This is a genomic window from Allotamlana fucoidanivorans (genome assembly GCF_006265225.1).
Taxonomy (GTDB): domain Bacteria; phylum Bacteroidota; class Bacteroidia; order Flavobacteriales; family Flavobacteriaceae; genus Allotamlana; species Allotamlana fucoidanivorans.
Map to the genome: position 1 here is coordinate 170,465 of NZ_VDCS01000009.1, position 19,302 is coordinate 189,766.

The following is a 19,302-nucleotide window of genomic DNA, read 5'->3' on the forward strand; positions in this document are numbered from 1 at the left end:
TTTATGCAAGAAGAAAACATAAATAAACTCATGGCGGTTTGGAAAGAAAAGAACACCATTCTTAAACCAAGCATACGAAAGGACATAACCGACCTTGTAAACCAAATGGCTTCTATCTTTGCTGCTGGAAACTTTTATTACCTTATTATGAACTTTGAAATTTCTGAATTGGAATGCGTAAGTGAAGGCACAAAAGCTGTTTTAGGAATAGAACCTAATGCTCTATCATTAAAAACTTTCCTAGATCTAGTACACCCAGAAGATTTAAACAAAATGAGAGAAAAAGAACTGGCTTCTTTGAACTTTAAACTCAATGAAATTGCAAAAAAAGAAATAACGAAATATAAAACGGTTTATTTATTACGAATAAAGTGCAAAAATGGTGGATACAAAACCGTACTTCACCAGTCTAAAGCCTTATCCGTTTCTGAAGACGGCAAAGTATTTCAAACCATTTGTGTCCATACAGATATAACTCATTTAAACCCTACCATAGATCACAAAATATCCTTTATCAGTCAAGAATGTCCTTCTTACTATTCCCTAGATACTGGATCTAAATTTAAATTGGTTAAAAATAGTTTTCAAAATTTATTTTCACCTCGTGAAAAAGAAGTTATCAAACTCATAGCCAAAGGAAAAACAACGCCAGAAATCGCCTTAATACTTTTTATCTCAGAACAAACCATACAGAAACACAAGAAAAACATATTGCAGAAATCCCATTGTAGAAATGCTGCCGAATTAATAACAACATCAATTAGGGAAGGTATTATTTAAAATACTTCTTTAGCTATTTGGGCCACGGCTTTATTAAATGCATCTGGTTTTTCATGGCTTATAAAATGACCACATTTTTCAAAGATGATTAATTCACAATTAGTGTCACACTGCTTTGCAATGTATTTTAAATATTCCAAATTAACACTTGGATCATGAGTGCCTGCTAATATATACTTATTAACATTCAGATTCATAAATATTTCATACTCATCTTGAAATGCGGCCTCTGCAATAGCTTTAGCAACCGCTAAACGCACCATAGGGTTGGTTACTTTAAAATCCTCAATAATGATTGAGCTTTTGTCTTTATCAAAAACCGCTAATTGGGCAGTTTCTTTAATTTGGCTTTCCAAAGGATTTTCAATGAAATAGGTCTGTAATTCTGAAATAGGCAAAAAAGCTTCATCAAAATTAATAGGTTTCTTTATTGGTGGCGTGCCAAATATCACTAATCCCTTTAAACGTCTAATATGACTTGCAATTTCAATAGCAATATGACCTCCAAGAGAATTCCCAACTAATAGAATATCTTCATCGAGATTATTTATAAAATCGATGCATAATTTATTATAACTAGAAATTGAAAAATCCTCAACTGTTTGATTTTCATTAATAGCCTCACCATGACCCGGTAAATCTATTGCTATTTGGGAGTAACAATGAGATGCTTCAAATCCATCTAAATGAAACACCCTTGATGATGATGAATTACCATGAATAAAAATAACAACCCCTTTCTTATCACCTTTTCTTTGAATATACTTCATGAGATTAGGATAACATAAAAAAAAGTGTTCAACATTTATATTTCTATATTACCGAACACTTTTTATAATTCTCCCTAAGAACTAATTAATAGCAATGTAAATTTCGGGGTAATACTTCTTTTATGCAATACTCAATTTGAGTATTTCCTTCTAAACAGCATTGTTTTCGTTGAAATCCTGTTTTTAACAGATAAGTAGCATAAGACACACATCATACAACGATTAACTTATATCAAATTTTTATTGTAATTGAGCAGTCCTACTAACTCTCCTGTTGAAGATAATTTTAGTTTTTTCAAAATGTTTCTTCTGTGTGTATCAACAGTATTCGGGCTAATATTCAATTTATTAGCAATAGATTTACTTGATTCATGCAAGGCCAGCAATCTAATAACATCACGCTCCCTATTACTTAAACCATCTGATAAAAGTTTCTGTGAAAAATTATTGTAATATAGGGTTTCATACTCATTATTTTTATTAAGTAATTTTGCCGAAGCACAAATCTGCATCTTAATATCTGGCACCAAAACCGTATAATGTGCAAGTCCTATAATTGGTTTATTATTACTATCAAATGCTAAGGGTGTGGTATTTTGTATAATATTCACATATTCATCATTACCATTTTTAAAACGGTAATTCCATGTGTAACTCATTTTGCTTCTATCTTCTCCCTTGATTTCTCCTAAGGTAAAATTCATGAGTTCATTAAGCGCCATTAACCATTTATCTAAATCATCAGGATGCATTCTACTCCAAAAATATCGCATGCCTTTTGACCTCAATACCTCATTATCGAGCCCTAAGCAAGCTTTTGTGTTTTTACTAATATATTCAAATGTTAAATTCTGAGTATTTGTAATACAGAAGAAAGTAGAACTATAAGGTAGAAAAGCGTCTAATTCAATTATTTTTTTTATATGTTCTTCAAGAGAGGGCTTTCCATAAGATTCAAAAATCTCCCTATACGAATTCTTTATATCGTCAATAATCATAGCACAACACATTTAAGACATGACTACAAAATAAGCATTTATTTACATAATCCTTATTGAAGGTCCGTTTTTTGCTTAAAACACAACAATTGCGCATGATCCCCTTTGATCCAGCATGATCCAAAAAAAACATTGAAATAAAAAAAGCTTCCAAATTTGGAAGCTTTTGTGGGCGCGAAGGGATTCGAACCCCTGACCCCTTGGGTGTAAACCAAGTGCTCTGAACCAACTGAGCTACGCGCCCTAACTGTTAGGCGGTGCAAATATAACCTAGTTTTTAAAACTGCAAAAGCTTTTTTTAAAAAATTTTAAATTATTTCTGCAACCACAAAGGTACTGCCACCTACAAATACCAAATCATTTTCTTCTGCATTTTTTAAAGCTGCATTATAAGCTTCATTTACAGAACCATACGCATCTCCATACAATTTATAAGGTTGAAACGCTAATTTTAATGCCTCGGCTTCTAATCCGCGTGGAATATCTGGTTTACAAAAATAGTACGTTGCTTCTTTAGGAAGCAAATCTACTATAGCCCTTAAATCTTTATCATTAACTACACCAAAAATAATATGCAGATTTTCAAAAACTTCATTTGCTATTTGTTTCATGACGTAGGTCAAACCTTCTCTGTTATGCCCAGTATCACATACTACTTTAGGTTTTTCTTGTAACACTTGCCAACGCCCAAGCAAACCCGTATTTTTAACCACATGTAACAAACCTTCCTTTAAATGAATGTCGGACACCTCATACCCTAAAATTTGCAACTCTTGAACAGTTTGTATAACCGTTTTTATGTTTTTAGTTTGATAACTTCCTTGTAAATCTGACTTCAAAACCTCATTTACTTCCTCATCCGCAAAAACAATCTTTGCATTCTGCTGAGTTGCTATTCTTTTAAAAACAGGCTTGGTTTCTACCTGAGATTCACCAATGACAACTGGAACATGTTTTTTAATAACACCTCCCTTTTCAGTGGCTATAGCTTGTAGTGTATCTCCCAAAAATTGCGTATGATCTAAACCAATGTTAGTAATCACTGAAACTTCGGGTGTTATAATATTTGTTGAATCTAATCGGCCTCCAAGTCCAACCTCAATGACCGCTATGTCAACTTGTTCTTTAGCAAAAAAATCAAAAGCCATTCCAACAGTCATTTCAAAAAACGAACATGAATTAGCTTCAAAAAAGGCTTTATTTTCTTCTATAAAACGCACTACAAATGCCTTACTAACTTCCTTACCGTTAATCTTAATGCGCTCTCTAAAATCTTTAAGGTGCGGCGATGTATATAAGCCCACTTTGTAACCTGCTTCTTGAAGTACAGAGGCCAACATGTGACTTGTTGATCCTTTTCCATTGGTTCCCGCTATATGAACCGACTTAAATTGTTGTTCTGGATGATTAAGGTGTTTTGCAAGGTTAATAGTGTTTGATAAATCTTTTTTAAAAGCCGATTTTCCTTGTCTTTGGTACATAGGAAGCTGTGTAAACATCCAATTGACAGTCTCTTGATAAGTCATGCTTAATTACCTTGGAGTAAAATTCACACTAACTTTTCCATATTGCCTACTAGGAGCATTAGAATCAGCTGGCCATTTACATGTAAAGGCAAACTTTTTAGCCGCTTTACTAAGACAATCTGTAATATTAGTTGTTCCTTTAGCTCCTGGTGTGGCCTCTATCACAATACCATCTCTATTGACAACTATATTTACCACCACCAATCCATATTCATTTACACAACCTTCAATCAATTCATATTTTGGATCACCTCTTCCATTCAATCCATAACCGATTCCTCCTATTCCAGATCCAGGCATCCCCTTATATGGGGCATAAGGGTTTCCGTCAAGTTGCCCTTTATCTCCAGCCACGTCATCATCACCTTCACTCCCTGTTGCAGTTCCCTCAGATTTACTAACACCTCCTATTAAAGCATCTAGTTTTTTCTTTTTTTCTTCCTGTTCACGCTTTTCTTTAGCTATACGTTCTGCTTCTGCTTTAGCCTTTGCTTCGGCAATAGCCTTAGCTTTTGCCTCTGCCTCTTTTTGTTTTTTTATGGCTATTTCTTCGGCATTATCTGCCGTCAATACTTCTTCTTTAGTTTCTGTAGATTTTGCTGGTTCAGGTTCTGATTTTGCAACATCAGGTTGCGGCAGTTCTTCAATCTTTTTAGGTTCTGATTTGACTGGTTTAGTGGGTTGAATAGCACCTCTACCAACACTGGAATTTCCAAAATTTACCGCTACCCCATACTCCTCTGGAGGATCCATATATGTTGTTCCTACCACAAACAATAAAAGCACCAAAATAACAGTTATAAGCGCTGTTAGTTTAGCAGAATCTCTTTCATGTTTTGTTTTGAAGTATTTCATTATTTAGGCTTTACAGCCAAAATTACTTTGAATTTATTCCTATTGGCAATGTCCATAACCTTTACCACATTTTCTACTGGCACTGATTTTTCAGCTCTTAATACTATGGTTGGTTTTTCAGAAGATGATAATGCTGCTAAAAGCTCATTCTCCAGCACACTTTCACCCACCCGCTTCTGGTCTATATAGTACGTTAAGTTCTTCTTTATACTAACTGCTACCGATTTTTTATTCTCTGTTTTCCCACTTGCTTTTGGTAAGATAATATCAATAGCATTAGTTGTTACCAAGGTAGAAGCAATCATAAAAAAGATAAGTAACAGAAATACAATATCTGTCATTGAAGACATATTGAATTCTGGTGTAACCTTATTTCTTCCTCTAAAATTCATATTAAGTAGGTTCGTTTAGGTGATCTAAAAACTCCAAAGAATTAGCTTCCATTTTATACACCACCTTATCTGTTTTTACCACCAAATGATTATACGCCATATACGCCACAATACCAACAATAAGTCCAGCAACAGTTGTTGTCATAGCCGTGTATAAACCACTGGCTAAAACATCCATTTGAATGGTTCCTCCAGCATTAGCCAATTCAAAAATAGCAAGTATCATACCAATAACCGTTCCTAAGAATCCTATCATTGGCGCCGCACCTGAAATAGTTGCCAGAATACTTACATTTTTTTCTAACCCATAAATTTCTAATCGTCCAGCATTCTCAATGGCAGTATTAATGTCTGCAAGTGGCTTCCCTATTCTTGAAATACCTTTACCAATTAATCTTGATACAGGCGAATTTACCTGAGCACAAAGCATTTGAGCCGAATCAATTTTACCATTACTTACATGGTCTTTGATTTGATTCATAAAATTGGCATCAACATTTGAAGCGGCTTTAATAGCAAAGATGCGTTCAAAATAAATATAAATAGCGCCTACCAAAAGTAAAAACAAAACAGCGATGATAACTTGTCCCGCAGCGCCGCCACTACTAATTAATTCTATAATTGAAAGCGTTTTTTCAACAGACTCTCCGTCAGTAAGAACTTCTGCACCTTCCTGTGCATTTTGTATCATTGTATTTAGCATATAGTATTACGTTTTTGCAACTGTATAACGTTTCTTTTCTTTATAAATTATGAATACTGTTAAAATAAAGTTCTGGTTACCATAAATCCAGCAGCTCCAACTAAAAACCCTATTAAGGCTAACCACGAAATCTTTTTAAGATACCAAAAGAAGTCAATTTTTTCCATACCCATAGCCACAACACCTGCTGCTGAACCAATAATTAGCATACTTCCTCCAGTACCAGCAGAATAAGCTATAAAATGCCATAATTCATTATCAATTGGCTCATGAAACATACCTAAACTTGCTGCTACCAATGGTACATTATCTATAACTGCAGAGCCTACCCCTAATAAAAGAACAACAATATCTGAAACACCTCCATGGTGCAACTCAGTGCCTAACATAGGCATACTTTCTTGTAATGAATTAGCAAAACCAAATAAAATACCTAATGATTCTAAAGCCGCAACTGCCATTAAAATTCCTAAGAAAAATAAAATACTAGGCAATTCAATTTTAGATAAGGAATAATGCACCGGACTATGATGGGCATGGGCATCGCTTTCTTCAGAATGATACTCAGTCATACTAAATTTAGAGCTACTATAAATTTCAGCAAAAATAGCTACAACACCTAAAGATAACATCATACCAACATAAGGAGGTAAGTGTGTAATCATTTTAAAAATAGGCACAAAAACAATGGCGCCTAAACCTAAGTACAGCATAAGTGAACCAAAGCGCGATTTCTTCTTTTCTTCAGTCTCTTCTATATCTAAATCACCTTTGAATGCAGGTAAAAACGATGCGATTAATGATGGTACCGCCATACATAAAAACGAAGGGAGCAATAAGTACCCTATTAAGTGCCCGGTGGTTACTTTTTTGCCAATCCACAGCATCGTAGTGGTTACGTCACCAATAGGCGACCACGCCCCGCCTGCATTAGCTGCAATAATAATTAAACCTGCAAACCATATACGTGTATTTCTATCTTTTACAATTTTTTGAAGTATAGAAATAAGTACAATAGTAGCCGTAAGGTTATCAATGATAGCCGATAAAACAAAAGCTAGAATTGAAAAAATCCATAAAATCTTAGTCTTTTTCTTTGTTTTTATAAAATCTTTAATGGTTGCAAACCCATCAAAATAATCAATGATTTCAACAATGGTCATAGCGCCTAAAAGAAACACCAAAATTTCAGAAGTTTTCCCCAAATGATGCAATAATGTTTCTTCCATCAGGTGCATTTTTTCTTCATAGGCCAATAAGCCAAAATTTTCTAAAAGCTCATGCTTACTTGAATCAAACCAACTAGGGAAGCTTTCAAGACCTAAAGCAATTAATGCCCAACAAATGGCCATCATAACCAGCGCTGGTATTAATTTATCTATTCGAATAGTGTGCTCTAGGGTAATGGCTAAATAGCCAATAACAAATACTAAGATAATTGCTGCTTCCATAAATTTAGTTAAATTAGTTGTTCTAGTGCTATTGTATATGCGGTTGCACTAATTCCTGTTTTTAATTTATTTTTATTGTAAACGTTTTCAATAGCTTGTTTTATTCTGTTGGAGGTATCTTTGAATATGGCTTCATCAGTCATTTGTACTTTGCGCTCCATAAAATATGCAAAAACACGAGCCATACCGCAGTTAGAGATAAAATCTGGAATTAAACTCACCTTATAATCGGTATGCTCCATAATAGGACCAAAGAAAATCTCTTTGTCAGCAAATGGCACATTTGCCCCACAAGACACTACTTCTAAACCACTATCAATCATTTCATCAATTTGATGAATCGTAATAAGACGAGAAGCTGCGCACGGTGCAAAAATTTCTGTTTTTAGTGACCAAATCGTTTTATTAATTTCTTCAAAAGGAATTAAATGGTCAGACACCAAAGTATTCCTTTCTTTCGCCAAAAACAAATTGGTTATTTGCTCATGGGTAAAGCCTTCTTCATTAATTAGTCCTCCAACCACATCAATGATACCTACAACTTTTGCTCCCATTTGAGACAGATAAAAAGTAGCGGCAGCCCCAACATTACCAAACCCCTGAACTACAGCACGCTTCCCTTTTATAGAACCTCCATAAATATTATAATACTGCTTTACAGCTTCGGCCACCCCAAAACCAGTAATCATATCAGCGATTTTATATTTTTTGGAAACATTAGGAGAATAATCTGGATTTTCAATCACCTTAATAACGCCTTGACGCAACTGGCCAATACGGTTTATTTTATCTGCCTCAGTAGGCCTAAAATGACCATTAAAAACGCCTTCTTGCGGATGCCAAACACCACTTTGCTCTGTAATAGGAATAACTTCATGCGTCTCATCAACATTCAAATCGCCACCCGTACCATAATAACTTTTAAGTAATGGAGACACTACAGCATACCAACGTTCGAGCACACCTTTTTTACGAGGATCTTTAGGATCAAAATTAATACCAGACTTAGCCCCTCCAATAGGTGGCCCAGACACGGTAAACTTAATTTCCATCGTTTTCGCTAAAGACAATACTTCATTCATATCAAGTCCTTTACGCATTCTAGTACCTCCACCAGATGCGCCACCTCGTAACGAGTTTATAACCACCCAACCTTCAGCTTCGGTTTCTGAGTCCTTCCAATTAAAGATAATTTCGGGTGCTTTATTTTCATATTTTTTTAATAATTCTTTCATCTCTTTTATTTTTTTAATAAAGATTTATTGTGGTTTACAACACCCTATCCAAAGATGTCTTTACCCCATATCTTTATAAAACTGATTCATTTATAGCCTGTTAAAACCTTAAATTAAAATTAAGCCTAGCTAAAGCTGAGTCATAACAAAATGAGATTAAAAATTTTTTCTGAAACAAATATAAAAAACTAAAAATCTTTAAGGGAATTTTAAAGCCTTAATTATGGTAGAAAAATTCTACCAGAACTATGATTTTTTGAAGCGCCCGTAACACTTTGAAGGCAGTTATTTTCATTTCTCAATTTAAGTACGCCAAGAAATCCAAAAATGAGTGCTTCTTTGAATTCAATAACCGATTTTGAAGGAATAACAACCTTTTTATTAGTAAGGCTTTCTATCCTGTTCATTAAAAAAGAATGGTACACACCACCTCCAGAAAATAACACGTTTCCTTCTGAATAAAGATTAAATACCGCTGCAATTTGTATAGCCGCGTGCTCAACATAGGTTCTAAGAATATCAGAAATACTCAATTGAAAAGCATCTATTACAGGAAAAACATTTTGCTTTACCCACTCTAACCCCAAAGATTTTGGGGGCGATTCGGTGTAAAACTCAAGTGCATTTAACGCTGCCAATAACTCTAAACTTAAGTCCCCTGAAGCCGCTATGCTTCCTTTATCATCATAATATAGCCCAAGTTGTTTCACATAATGATTAAGCACAATATTAACGGGACAAACATCAAAGGCTATGCGGTCATTTCCCTCCTCCATAGAAACATTTGCAAACCCACCTAAATTGACACAGAAGTCGTACTCTGGAAACAACAACCTATCGCCAATAGGCACTAACGGTGCTCCCTGACCTCCCATTTCAACATCCTGAACTCTAAAATCACAAACAACCTTTTCCCCAATCAAAATTGCCAAATCGGGTTGATTGCCTATTTGATACGTTAATTGTTTATGTGGCTGATGTAAGGCTGTATGACCGTGAGAACAAATGGCATCTATATGTTGTATCTTATTTTTTTTGATAAAATCTTTAATAATACCCGATAAGTAAACGGTGTAATCAAAATCTAATTTTTTTAAAACTTCATCAGGAAGCGCTACCAATTCACTCAGTTTTTTTTTCCAATGCGCATCATAATCCACAGTTTCTGCTTGAAGTATATCAAAGCGCCATGACTTATTATAATCAAAATTTACCTCAACCAGATCTACCCCATCTAATGATGTACCAGACATAACCCCAATAACATGATAACTATTTTTCTTCATAGGCTGGTAAAAATAAGAATCATCATTGATAAATTAACACTAAAAAGCTATATTTGTGAATATTTTTTACGAAATCATCATTATAATTATGAATTATGAATTTTAAACTTTCAGAAGAGCATATTATGATTCGCGATGCCGCTCGCGATTTTGCACGTACCGAATTACTTCCTGGTGTTATTGAACGTGATGAAAAACAGCACTTTCCTGATGATCTTGTAAAAAAAATGGGGCATTTAGGCTTTATGGGAATCATGGTCGACCCAAAATATGGAGGCAGTGGCATGGATGCGATTTCGTACGTGCTCATTATGGAAGAATTATCTAAAATAGATGCCTCCGCCTCAGTCATTGTATCGGTAAACAACTCATTAGTTTGCTATGGATTAGAAACATATGGCACCGAAGAACAAAAAGAGAAATATCTTACCAAACTAGCTACAGGTGAATTTATTGGAGCCTTTTGCCTAAGTGAACCTGAAGCGGGTAGTGATGCTACTTCACAAAAAACAACAGCTATTGATAAAGGTGACCATTACTTAATTAATGGCACAAAAAACTGGATTACTAGTGGCGGACGTGCCGATGTGTATATTGTGATTGCTCAAACCGACAAAGATAAAGGATCACATGGTATCAATGCTTTTCTTGTTGAAAAAGGCACCGAAGGTTTTCACGTAGGTCCTAAAGAAGATAAATTAGGTATTCGCGGAAGTGATACCCATACACTTCAATTTAATGATGTAAAAGTTCCTAAAGAAAATAGAATTGGAGTGAACGGCTCCGGATTCAGATTTGCAATGAAAACCCTTTCTGGAGGGCGTATAGGTATTGCAGCCCAAGCCTTAGGTATAGCATCAGGAGCTTACGAATTAGCATTAAAATATTCGAAAGAACGAAAAGCATTTGGCACTGAAATTTGCAATCATCAAGCTATTGCTTTTAAACTTGCCGATATGGCTACCGATATTGAGGCCGCTCGTCACCTTGTAATGAAAGCGGCCTGGGAAAAAGACCAAGGTTTAAGTTATGACTACTCTAGTGCCATGGCCAAATTATACGCTTCAAAAGTAGCTATGGAACATACTGTTGAAGCCGTTCAAATACATGGTGGCAATGGCTTTGTAAAAGAGTATCATGTAGAACGCCTTATGCGTGATGCTAAAATTACTCAAATTTATGAGGGCACGTCAGAGATTCAAAAAATTGTCATTTCTAGAAGCCTGTTAAGGGATTAAATGTTTGTTTTCAACACGTTTATGTTCACAAAGCCTTACCGAAGAAAAAACACTTGGCAGATTATTTTCAGAAACAAATGGCATCACATAAGTTTATTAATCCTAATTTAGTGCAGTACCATTTTTTATCCTGTTGGTTCTCGGCAAACTTATAATCGCTTTTTATAAAAAATTGATTCGTCATTTATCTCTTAAAAGGACGCCATTCATAACGTTGTGTTTTAAGCACTTCAATAAAACAAAAAGATCTTTATCTATAATTTATGTTAAGTCGCACTATTTATATCGACTTAAGTTTTTAGATTTATAACTTTAACCGAAAAATAACCTTATGCAGAAGACATACTACGACCCAGCTGATTTAAGAAAATTTGGAAAAATAAGTGAATGGAGTGAAGAGCTAGGCGATAAATTTTTTGAATACTACGGAAAAGTTTTTGAGGAAGGGGCTCTTACAGCACGTGAAAAAGCACTTATTGCCCTTGCTGTTGCCCACACAGAACAATGTCCTTATTGTATAGACGCCTATACCAAAGACACGTTGCAACGAGGCGTTACTAAAGAAGAAATGATGGAAGCTATTCATGTGGGTGCCGCTATAAAAAGTGGAGCCACTTTAGTACATGGTGTACAAATGATGAATAAAGTGAACAAGTTAGATGGCTAATATTCTTGCTTATGCTTTTAGTTCACCTCAAATAATTACAACCTCTTAAAAAGATAGCATATTAAATGGCAACAATCTCCCTTCATAAACGTGAAAATGCATTAGCACAAAGCAAAAAACAGCTAGAAATTCTCTCTAACGGTATATTCAAAAGTGGAGAACTACCAACATTTAAAACAAAACTAGCAGAAACAGGCCAATTTCCCCTTAAGGCTAAAACGTTAGAAATTCTCCAAATAAATTTGGGATACATGTGTAACCAAGTTTGCGAACATTGCCATGTGGACGCTGGGCCAGATCGTAAAGAAATTATGACCCAAGACACCATGCAACAATGTTTGGAAGTGATTAAAACTACAGACGCCCATACTTTAGACTTAACTGGTGGTGCCCCAGAAATGAATCCGAATTTTAAATGGTTTGTTGAAGAAGCAGCAAAAGCTGGAATAAAAGACTTCATTGTACGCTCAAATCTTACCATTATTACCGCCAATAAAAAATATCATGACTTACCTGAGTTTTTTAAAAAACATAACATTCATGTAGTAAGTTCTATGCCACACTGGACACGCGGAAAAACAGATAAACAACGTGGTGATGGCGTTTTTGACGCCTCTATAAAGGCATTAAAAATGTTAAATGATGTGGGGTACGGCATGCCAAATAGTACTTTAAAATTAGATCTGGTTTATAATCCTTCTGGAGCCTTTTTACCAGGTAATCAAGCCTCTATGGAAAAAGATTTTAAAAAAGCTTTGATAGAAGACTTTAATATTCAGTTCCACCACCTTTTTGCCATTACCAATCTGCCAATTTCACGATTCTTAGATTACTTAATGGCTTCGGATAACTATGAAGACTATATGTACGCCCTGGTAGAAGCATACAATCCTTTAGCCGTTCAAAACCTTATGTGCACCAACACGCTTTCAGTAAGTTGGGATGGCTTTTTATATGATTGTGATTTTAACCAAATGTTAGAACTACCCGTAAATAGTAAAATAAAACACATTTCTGAATACAATGCAGCGTTGTTAGAAAACAGAACCATTATTACCTCACAGCATTGTTTTGGCTGTACCGCAGGTGCCGGTAGTAGTTGTCAGGGCACAGTAGCTTAAAAGATTTATTATGAAACACTTTATAGTCATTGCCTTTATCTTCTTAATATCGTCTTCTAGTTTTAGCCAAAAGCAATTGGAAAAACTCCTTCAGAAAGAGAACAACGGTAGTATTCCCTATATCCATATCCGTGAATTAGTAAATTCAATTGACACTATAATTTTGCTTGATGCCCGAGCGCGCAAAGAATACAACATTAGTCATCTTAAAAATGCGCAATATATAGGCTATGATTTTTTTAATATAGACACAATTATTAAGCTTATACCTGAGAAAACTTCTCAAATTGTAGTGTATTGCTCATTAGGCATTCGGTCTGAAGATATAGCCGTAAAACTAAAACAAGCGGGTTATAGTGATGTAAAAAATTTGTATGGTGGTATTTTTGAATGGAAAAATCAAGGCCATAAGGTATACAACTTAAAAGAAATTGAAACCGATAGCATCCATACATTTTCAAAAGCGTGGAGCAAGTGGTTAAAAAAAGGCATAAAAGTGTATGACTGAAAAACTTGTTATTGTATTTGTAAAAAATTTGAAACTTGGAAAAGTAAAAACAAGGCTTGCTAAAACCATTGGTGACCTTGGTGCTTTTGAAGTATATACTGAGTTAGTTAAAGTCACCGAGAAAGCCACGAAACAGCTAGAAACCGATGTACGCGTATATTTTTCTGACGCTATTGTAGCATCCAAATGGTCACATGCTAAAAAAGCAGTTCAGCAAGGGGTAGACTTAGGTGAACGCATGCAAAATGCTTTCCAAAAAGGCTTTAATGATGGTTATAAGCATATTGTTCTTATTGGATCTGATTTACCTGAAATTACCGAACATCATCTTCGCGATGGACTCCAAAAACTAAAGCATCACGATGTAGTTTTTGGTCCTGCACAAGATGGTGGATATTATCTTATTGGTTTATCAGAAATGCACGAATGTATTTTTAAAAACAAGCCTTGGAGTCAGTCTAATTTATTAAGAGAAACCCTTGATGAACTACATGTAAAACAAGCAAAAATTGCTACATTAGTTACCCTAAATGACATTGACACTTTTGACGATTTAAAAGCATCATCGTTTTATCAATCAAACCCAAAATTACAACAACGAATACATCAATTAAATGACTAATTATATAGAAGAAACTACAAAATACCTCAAGGAAAAAGGATTTGATAATCCTGAAATAGGTATTATTTTAGGCACTGGTCTTGGTCAACTTCTTAACGAAATCTCTATTTTAAAAGAAGTGAGCTATAACCATATTCCCTATTTTCCAACCGCTACGGTAGAATTTCATAAAGGCAAACTTATTTATGGCGAACTGGCAGGAAAAAAAGTGGTGGTCATGCAGGGACGCTTTCATTTATATGAAGGCTACAGCTTGCAGGATATTACATACCCTGTAAGAATTATGAAACGTCTTGGCATAAAAACGCTTTTAGTGTCAAACGCCGCAGGAGCCATAAACCTTAACTACAACAAAGGAGAACTCATGTTAATTGAAGACCATATCAATCTTCAGGGCAGTTCTCCGCTGGCCTTCAAGGGTATTGAAGAACTTGGAACCCGCTTTGTAGATATGAGTGCGCCTTATAATAATGACATCAACCAAAGGTTTCTACATATAGCAAAAGAGAACGGCATCACTTTGCACAAAGGGGTATATGTTAGTGTTGTAGGACCACAGTTAGAGACCAGAGCAGAATACCGCATGCTAAAACTTATTGGAGCTGATGCCGTAGGTATGAGCACCGTACCAGAAGTTATTGTTGCCAACCACTTAAATTTGAAGGTTGCTGCCGTGTCTGTATTAACAGATGAATGCGACCCCGATCATTTAGAACCCGTAGATATCGCTGACATTATAGCCAATGCAGCTAAGGCAGAACCAAACATGATTACCCTATTTAAAGCACTTATAAAACTCATATAACGAGGGTAATATTTGTTACAATACCAATACCCTAAACTCTTTACATTTATAGTAAATTTTAAAAACATAAAATCATGAGCTATTTAGAAACCACACATAACGTTTACAAAGAAGCTGCTATAACCCCAGATATTGGTTTATGCTGCACAACCAATCCCATTTGGGAATTGCCTGGCTTAAGGATTCCAAAAATCATGCAGGAAATGAATTATGGCTGCGGATCAACGGTACATGCACGTGATTTAACCAATAACCCTAAAACCCTTTATGTTGGTGTTGGCGGCGGTATGGAATTGCTGCAGTTTGCCTACTTCAGCAGACAAAAAAACGGCGTGGTTGGTATTGATGTGGTTGACGAAATGCTGGAAGCTTCACGTAAAAACTTTAAAGAAGCTGAACTATTAAATCCTTGGTTTAAAAGTGAATTTGTAGACCTACGGAAAGGAGATGCCCTTAATTTACCCGTTGAAGATAATAGTATTGACGTTGCGGCGCAAAATTGTCTATTCAATATTTTTAAAGCAGACGATTTAAAGCAAGCTATAGCCGAAATGTATCGTGTGCTAAAGCCTCATGGACGTTTAGTAATGAGTGACCCTACTTGTGAACAACCTATGAATGACAACTTAAGAAATGATGAACGCTTACGTGCCCTTTGTTTAAGTGGTAGTCTTCCTATGGCTGAATATATAAAAGCCTTGACTGATGCCGGTTTTGGCACCATTGAAATTAGAGCAAGAAAACCATATAGAATTTTAGACCCCAAACACTATCCTACCGATGAATTGATTTATATAGAATCTATTGAAGTGGCTGCAGTTAAAGATCCTATGCCGGATGATGGCCCATGTATTTTTACAGGGAAAGCCGCTATTTATTATGGAGAAGATGATTATTTTGATGATAAAAAGGGACATCTATTATTAAAAAATCAGCCCCTTGCCATCTGTGATAAAACAGCCGCTGCTCTTGCAGCACTAAATCGTGATGACATATTTTTTAGTCCGTCAACCTTTCATTATGACGGTGGTGGATGCTGTTAAGCACAAAAACGTAAATAGATAAGTTTGCAAAAGTATGTAGAACTCATAAAGAAAAGTTATTCAGAGTATTGGGAATATCTTAAACATGAAATTATTTTCCCGAATCACTGGGACAATTATTTTTACGGCCTCATTCTAATTTCGCTTTTAGTTTGGGGCCTGGAAATTTTATTTCCTTGGCGAAAACAGCAATCTATTTTTAGAAAAGATTTTTGGCTAGACACCTTCTACATGTTTTTTAACTTTTTTCTCTTAAATCTTATAGTTTTAATAGCACTTTCAAACGTCGCCGAACAACTCTTCAATGATTTTTTAGGTTTATTTAACTTATCTACAACAAGCCTAAAACTATTTGATGTTAGTGTATTACCAAAGTGGCAAGGGCTATTCATTTTTTTTGTGGTAGCCGATTTCATTCAATGGAATACCCACCGCTTACTACATCGAGTGCCTTGGCTTTGGAATTTCCATAAAGTACATCATTCTGTAAAAGAAATGGGCTTTGCTGCACATTTACGGTATCACTGGATGGAACCCGTAGTTTACAAATCACTACTTTATATTCCTATTGCCATTATTGGCGGATATAACGCGCAAGATGTTGCTATAGTTCACTTTTTCAACATTGCCGTTGGCCATCTTAACCATGCCAATTTAGGCTGGAATTATGGCCTTTTAAAGTATATTTTTAATAACCCTAAAATGCATATTTGGCATCATGCTAAAGTCCTGCCGAAAGGTGTTAGGTTTGGTGTGAATTACGGACTAACGCTTAGTATTTGGGATTATATTTTTAAAACAAATTACATTCCTCATAGTGGTAGAGATATTGAGCTAGGTTTTGATGGTGATGAATCTTTTCCTGATGATTTTATTAGTCAAGAATTGTATCCCATAAAAAGAAAATAAATCCTATGAAGTATGTTTTATTCTTCGCAATGTTTTTTTTAGCATTTTCTTGCAAAAGCCAAGACACTTCAACGACTTCAAAAGATAATATCTCTCAAATTATTAGAGATACCTTTACCATCATTTCTGTTCAAAATCCGAAATCACATATAAGCATTGATTCTTTTGAGACTGCAACTAGTAAAAACCGCAAGCAGTCATCAAATGAAACTCATCACATATGGAACGACCTTTTAAAAGCCTATGTGTCTGAAGATGGTCAGGTAGACTATAGTGGGTTCAAAAAAAACCACACAAAACTTCTAGAGTATTTTAAAGTTTTAGAGGATTATTTTACCGAAAGCCAATTAAACAAAAATGAAAAATTGGCTTATTGGATTAATGCCTACAACGCTTTTACCATAGATTTAATACTGCGCCACTATCCTATAAAAAGTATAAAAGACATTAAAAACCCATGGGATCAACGCCTCTGGAAACTAAAAAACACTTGGTATAGTTTGAATGATATTGAGCATACTATTTTACGCAAAATGCAAGAACCACGTATTCACTTTGCTATTGTTTGTGCATCAGTGTCTTGCCCGAACCTTCAAAATGAAGCATTTCAAAGTAGTATTCTGGACAAGCAATTAACCATAGCTACAACATCTTTTCTATCAGATACTTCAAAAAACAAAATAGAAAAGAACCATTTAGAACTTTCAAAAATATTTCAATGGTTTAGCAAAGATTTTAAGCAAAATGGAGGCTTGATTGATTTTTTGAATCAATATGTTCCTTTTGAAATTTCTGAAAAGGCAACAAAACGTTTTAAAACCTATAATTGGAATCTCAATGAATTATAAAATTTCAATTATAATCCCAACACTAAACGAAGAGGTGTATATTGGCAAGCTCCTTGAGCATCTGCTATCTATTGGATCTGAAAAACATATTGCTGAAATCATTGTGGTTGATGGTGGTAGCCAAGACAAAACCTCTTGTATAGTTAAGGCATTTTCGAACGTAAACACTTTAAAAAACCTTGAAGCCTTTCATTACATACAAAGTCATGGTGAAACAGACCAAAAGCAGACCGAGTTAACCACTAAAATTCCTGTTATTTTTGTAAAAAGCCAAAAAGGACGCGCCATTCAAATGAATCTGGGTGCCAAAATAGCTCAAGGATCTGTACTTTATTTTTTACACGCCGATTCTTTTCCACCTCAAGATTTTGACACGTTGATACTTCATGAGATAGAACAAGGGCATCTTGCAGGTTGCTTTAGAATGCAATTTAATAGCAATCATTGGTGGCTTCGCTTGGCAGGTTGGTTTACACAGTTTAATTGGAGAGCTTGCCGAGGTGGTGACCAAAGCCAGTTTATAACGTCATCTTTATTTCAAAACATTGGTGGCTTTGATGAACGCTTTAAAATATATGAAGACAATATTTTAATTAATGCACTATACCAACGTAAAATGTTTGTTGTGATAAACAAACCTCTTAAAACCTCCTCTAGAATGTATGAAAAACATGGGGTTTGGAAACTGCAATATTTTTATTGGACTATTTATGTAAAAAGATGGTTAGGAGCCAGTGCAGAAGACCTCTTTCAATACTATAAAAACAACATGACTTAACTTTTGTTTCTTCCCTTTTCATTGGGGTACAATGCGGGTAAATTATCACTTTGAAACACGTCTTTTGAATGGACATCAACCGCTGATAATTTCCCTGTAAAAGCGGCTCCCGTATCAATATTCCAAACATTAACAGCCTGCATTGGCATGTCTTTACCAAAATTAATAGTTGGCGTATGGCCAATAAAAATCTCTTTGTAATGTTTTAATCTATTGGGGTACAACAATGAGGTTTTTGAAATGCTCTCATCCATTGTCAAGGCCATTTCCCAGAGCGTTCTGTCATAATAAAACGTTTTTGGATTAGGCTCTTTAGTAATACCGTGCATAGAGGTAAATCCAGCATGTAAAAACAATCTGTTCTCATCATCTAGATAATAAAGTGGCATAGCTTCAAAAAACTCTAAATGTATCTTTCTGTCTTCTTTTGAAAACCCTTGGTAACTCTCCATCGTTTCTTTTCCTCCATGCACATACCAAGTCATATCAACATGACCCGTTTTTAACCAATCTTCACACCAAACGTCATGATTTCCTTTAATAAAAACGCATTTTATTTTTTCTGAAAGCTCCACTAAAAATTGTACTACTTGGGCTGATTCACTCCAGCCATCCACATAATCACCCATAAAAACAAGGGTATCATCATCTTTAACCTGCACTTTATTGAGTACTTGAATTAATGCTTTTAACCCCCCATGGATATCACCAATTGCTATAACCCGCATAACTTTTTTTTGGCTAATCTAATGGATTTAGGCCAAAAC

At 35.2% G+C, this 19,302-nt stretch carries 21 protein-coding genes and 1 tRNA gene; 11 read left to right on the top strand and 11 right to left on the bottom strand.

Features of this window, described 5'->3' with window-relative positions; all coding sequences use genetic code 11:
* Positions 1–3 precede the first annotated feature (3 nt).
* Positions 4–780 (top strand): LuxR C-terminal-related transcriptional regulator, encoded by a 777-nt coding sequence (locus FGF67_RS10660; protein WP_233244058.1) that lies wholly within the window; start codon positions 4–6, stop codon positions 778–780.
* Here FGF67_RS10660 and FGF67_RS10665 read toward each other — a convergent pair.
* From FGF67_RS10665 to FGF67_RS10710, 10 genes are all read right to left on the bottom strand, one after another.
* Positions 777–1,550: an alpha/beta fold hydrolase gene (locus FGF67_RS10665; RefSeq protein ID WP_139697574.1), complete on the bottom strand. Its 774-nt coding sequence runs from the start codon at positions 1,548–1,550 to the stop codon at positions 777–779. The genes FGF67_RS10660 and FGF67_RS10665 overlap by 4 nt on opposite strands.
* Before the next feature lie 227 nt (positions 1,551–1,777).
* Positions 1,778–2,548 carry a LuxR C-terminal-related transcriptional regulator gene (locus tag FGF67_RS10670; RefSeq protein WP_139697577.1) on the bottom strand — a complete coding sequence of 257 codons (771 nt, stop codon included), beginning with the start codon at positions 2,546–2,548 and terminating at the stop codon, positions 1,778–1,780.
* Between the two features lie 169 nt (positions 2,549–2,717).
* Positions 2,718–2,792: transfer RNA gene (locus FGF67_RS10675), tRNA-Val, on the bottom strand.
* Between the two features lie 64 nt (positions 2,793–2,856).
* Positions 2,857–4,074: a bifunctional folylpolyglutamate synthase/dihydrofolate synthase gene (locus FGF67_RS10680; RefSeq protein ID WP_139697578.1), complete on the bottom strand. Its 1,218-nt coding sequence runs from the start codon at positions 4,072–4,074 to the stop codon at positions 2,857–2,859.
* A gap of 6 nt (positions 4,075–4,080) precedes the next feature.
* The gene (locus FGF67_RS10685) at positions 4,081–4,929 is read right to left on the bottom strand and encodes an energy transducer TonB (protein WP_139697580.1); all 849 of its coding nucleotides are present in this window, start codon (positions 4,927–4,929) and stop codon (positions 4,081–4,083) included.
* Positions 4,929–5,321 (bottom strand): ExbD/TolR family protein, encoded by a 393-nt coding sequence (locus FGF67_RS10690; RefSeq protein WP_139697582.1) that lies wholly within the window; start codon positions 5,319–5,321, stop codon positions 4,929–4,931. The genes FGF67_RS10685 and FGF67_RS10690 overlap by 1 nt, the downstream gene beginning before the upstream one ends.
* Before the next feature lies 1 nt (position 5,322).
* Positions 5,323–6,024: a MotA/TolQ/ExbB proton channel family protein gene (locus tag FGF67_RS10695; RefSeq protein ID WP_139697584.1), complete on the bottom strand. Its 702-nt coding sequence runs from the start codon at positions 6,022–6,024 to the stop codon at positions 5,323–5,325.
* A gap of 59 nt (positions 6,025–6,083) precedes the next feature.
* The gene (gene nhaD / locus FGF67_RS10700) at positions 6,084–7,475 is read right to left on the bottom strand and encodes a sodium:proton antiporter NhaD (RefSeq protein ID WP_139697586.1); all 1,392 of its coding nucleotides are present in this window, start codon (positions 7,473–7,475) and stop codon (positions 6,084–6,086) included.
* 8 nt (positions 7,476–7,483) lie between these two features.
* Positions 7,484–8,710, bottom strand: coding sequence for a Glu/Leu/Phe/Val dehydrogenase dimerization domain-containing protein (locus FGF67_RS10705; protein WP_139697589.1), 1,227 nt, complete (start codon positions 8,708–8,710; stop codon positions 7,484–7,486).
* 221 nt (positions 8,711–8,931) lie between these two features.
* Complete coding sequence (locus FGF67_RS10710; protein WP_139697591.1) at positions 8,932–9,996, bottom strand: anhydro-N-acetylmuramic acid kinase; 1,065 nt, start codon at positions 9,994–9,996, stop codon at positions 8,932–8,934.
* Positions 9,997–10,091: 95 nt separating this feature from the next.
* On the opposite strand from FGF67_RS10710, the gene FGF67_RS10715 reads away from it, so the two are divergent.
* The 10 genes from FGF67_RS10715 (at position 10,092) to FGF67_RS10760 (ending at position 18,535) form a co-directional block, all read left to right on the top strand.
* A complete protein-coding gene (locus FGF67_RS10715; protein WP_139697594.1) occupies positions 10,092–11,234 on the top strand; it encodes an acyl-CoA dehydrogenase in 1,143 nt (380 codons plus the stop codon).
* A 331-nt stretch (positions 11,235–11,565) separates the two neighbouring features.
* Complete coding sequence (locus FGF67_RS10720; RefSeq protein WP_139697596.1) at positions 11,566–11,901, top strand: arsenosugar biosynthesis-associated peroxidase-like protein; 336 nt, start codon at positions 11,566–11,568, stop codon at positions 11,899–11,901.
* Positions 11,902–11,966: 65 nt separating this feature from the next.
* Positions 11,967–13,022, top strand: coding sequence for an arsenosugar biosynthesis radical SAM (seleno)protein ArsS (gene arsS, locus FGF67_RS10725; protein ID WP_139697598.1), 1,056 nt, complete (start codon positions 11,967–11,969; stop codon positions 13,020–13,022).
* A gap of 10 nt (positions 13,023–13,032) precedes the next feature.
* Positions 13,033–13,530, top strand: a complete 498-nt coding sequence (locus FGF67_RS10730; protein WP_139697600.1) for a rhodanese-like domain-containing protein — start codon at positions 13,033–13,035, stop codon at positions 13,528–13,530.
* Positions 13,523–14,152: a TIGR04282 family arsenosugar biosynthesis glycosyltransferase gene (locus FGF67_RS10735; RefSeq protein WP_139697602.1), complete on the top strand. Its 630-nt coding sequence runs from the start codon at positions 13,523–13,525 to the stop codon at positions 14,150–14,152. The genes FGF67_RS10730 and FGF67_RS10735 overlap by 8 nt, the downstream gene beginning before the upstream one ends.
* Positions 14,145–14,957, top strand: coding sequence for a purine-nucleoside phosphorylase (locus FGF67_RS10740; protein ID WP_139697604.1), 813 nt, complete (start codon positions 14,145–14,147; stop codon positions 14,955–14,957). Before FGF67_RS10735 ends, FGF67_RS10740 begins: the two co-directional genes overlap by 8 nt.
* A gap of 74 nt (positions 14,958–15,031) precedes the next feature.
* Positions 15,032–16,000, top strand: a complete 969-nt coding sequence (arsM, locus tag FGF67_RS10745; protein ID WP_139697606.1) for an arsenosugar biosynthesis arsenite methyltransferase ArsM — start codon at positions 15,032–15,034, stop codon at positions 15,998–16,000.
* A gap of 24 nt (positions 16,001–16,024) precedes the next feature.
* Positions 16,025–16,909 (top strand): sterol desaturase family protein, encoded by an 885-nt coding sequence (locus tag FGF67_RS10750; protein WP_139697608.1) that lies wholly within the window; start codon positions 16,025–16,027, stop codon positions 16,907–16,909.
* A 5-nt stretch (positions 16,910–16,914) separates the two neighbouring features.
* Positions 16,915–17,757, top strand: coding sequence for a DUF547 domain-containing protein (locus FGF67_RS10755; protein WP_233244059.1), 843 nt, complete (start codon positions 16,915–16,917; stop codon positions 17,755–17,757).
* Positions 17,747–18,535: a glycosyltransferase gene (locus FGF67_RS10760; protein WP_139697610.1), complete on the top strand. Its 789-nt coding sequence runs from the start codon at positions 17,747–17,749 to the stop codon at positions 18,533–18,535. Before FGF67_RS10755 ends, FGF67_RS10760 begins: the two co-directional genes overlap by 11 nt.
* Here the strand turns inward: FGF67_RS10760 and FGF67_RS10765 are convergent.
* A complete protein-coding gene (locus FGF67_RS10765) occupies positions 18,532–19,263 on the bottom strand; it encodes a metallophosphoesterase family protein (protein WP_139697612.1) in 732 nt (243 codons plus the stop codon). The two genes, FGF67_RS10760 and FGF67_RS10765, sit on opposite strands and share 4 nt — an antisense overlap.
* Between the last annotated feature and the right edge of the window lie 39 nt (positions 19,264–19,302).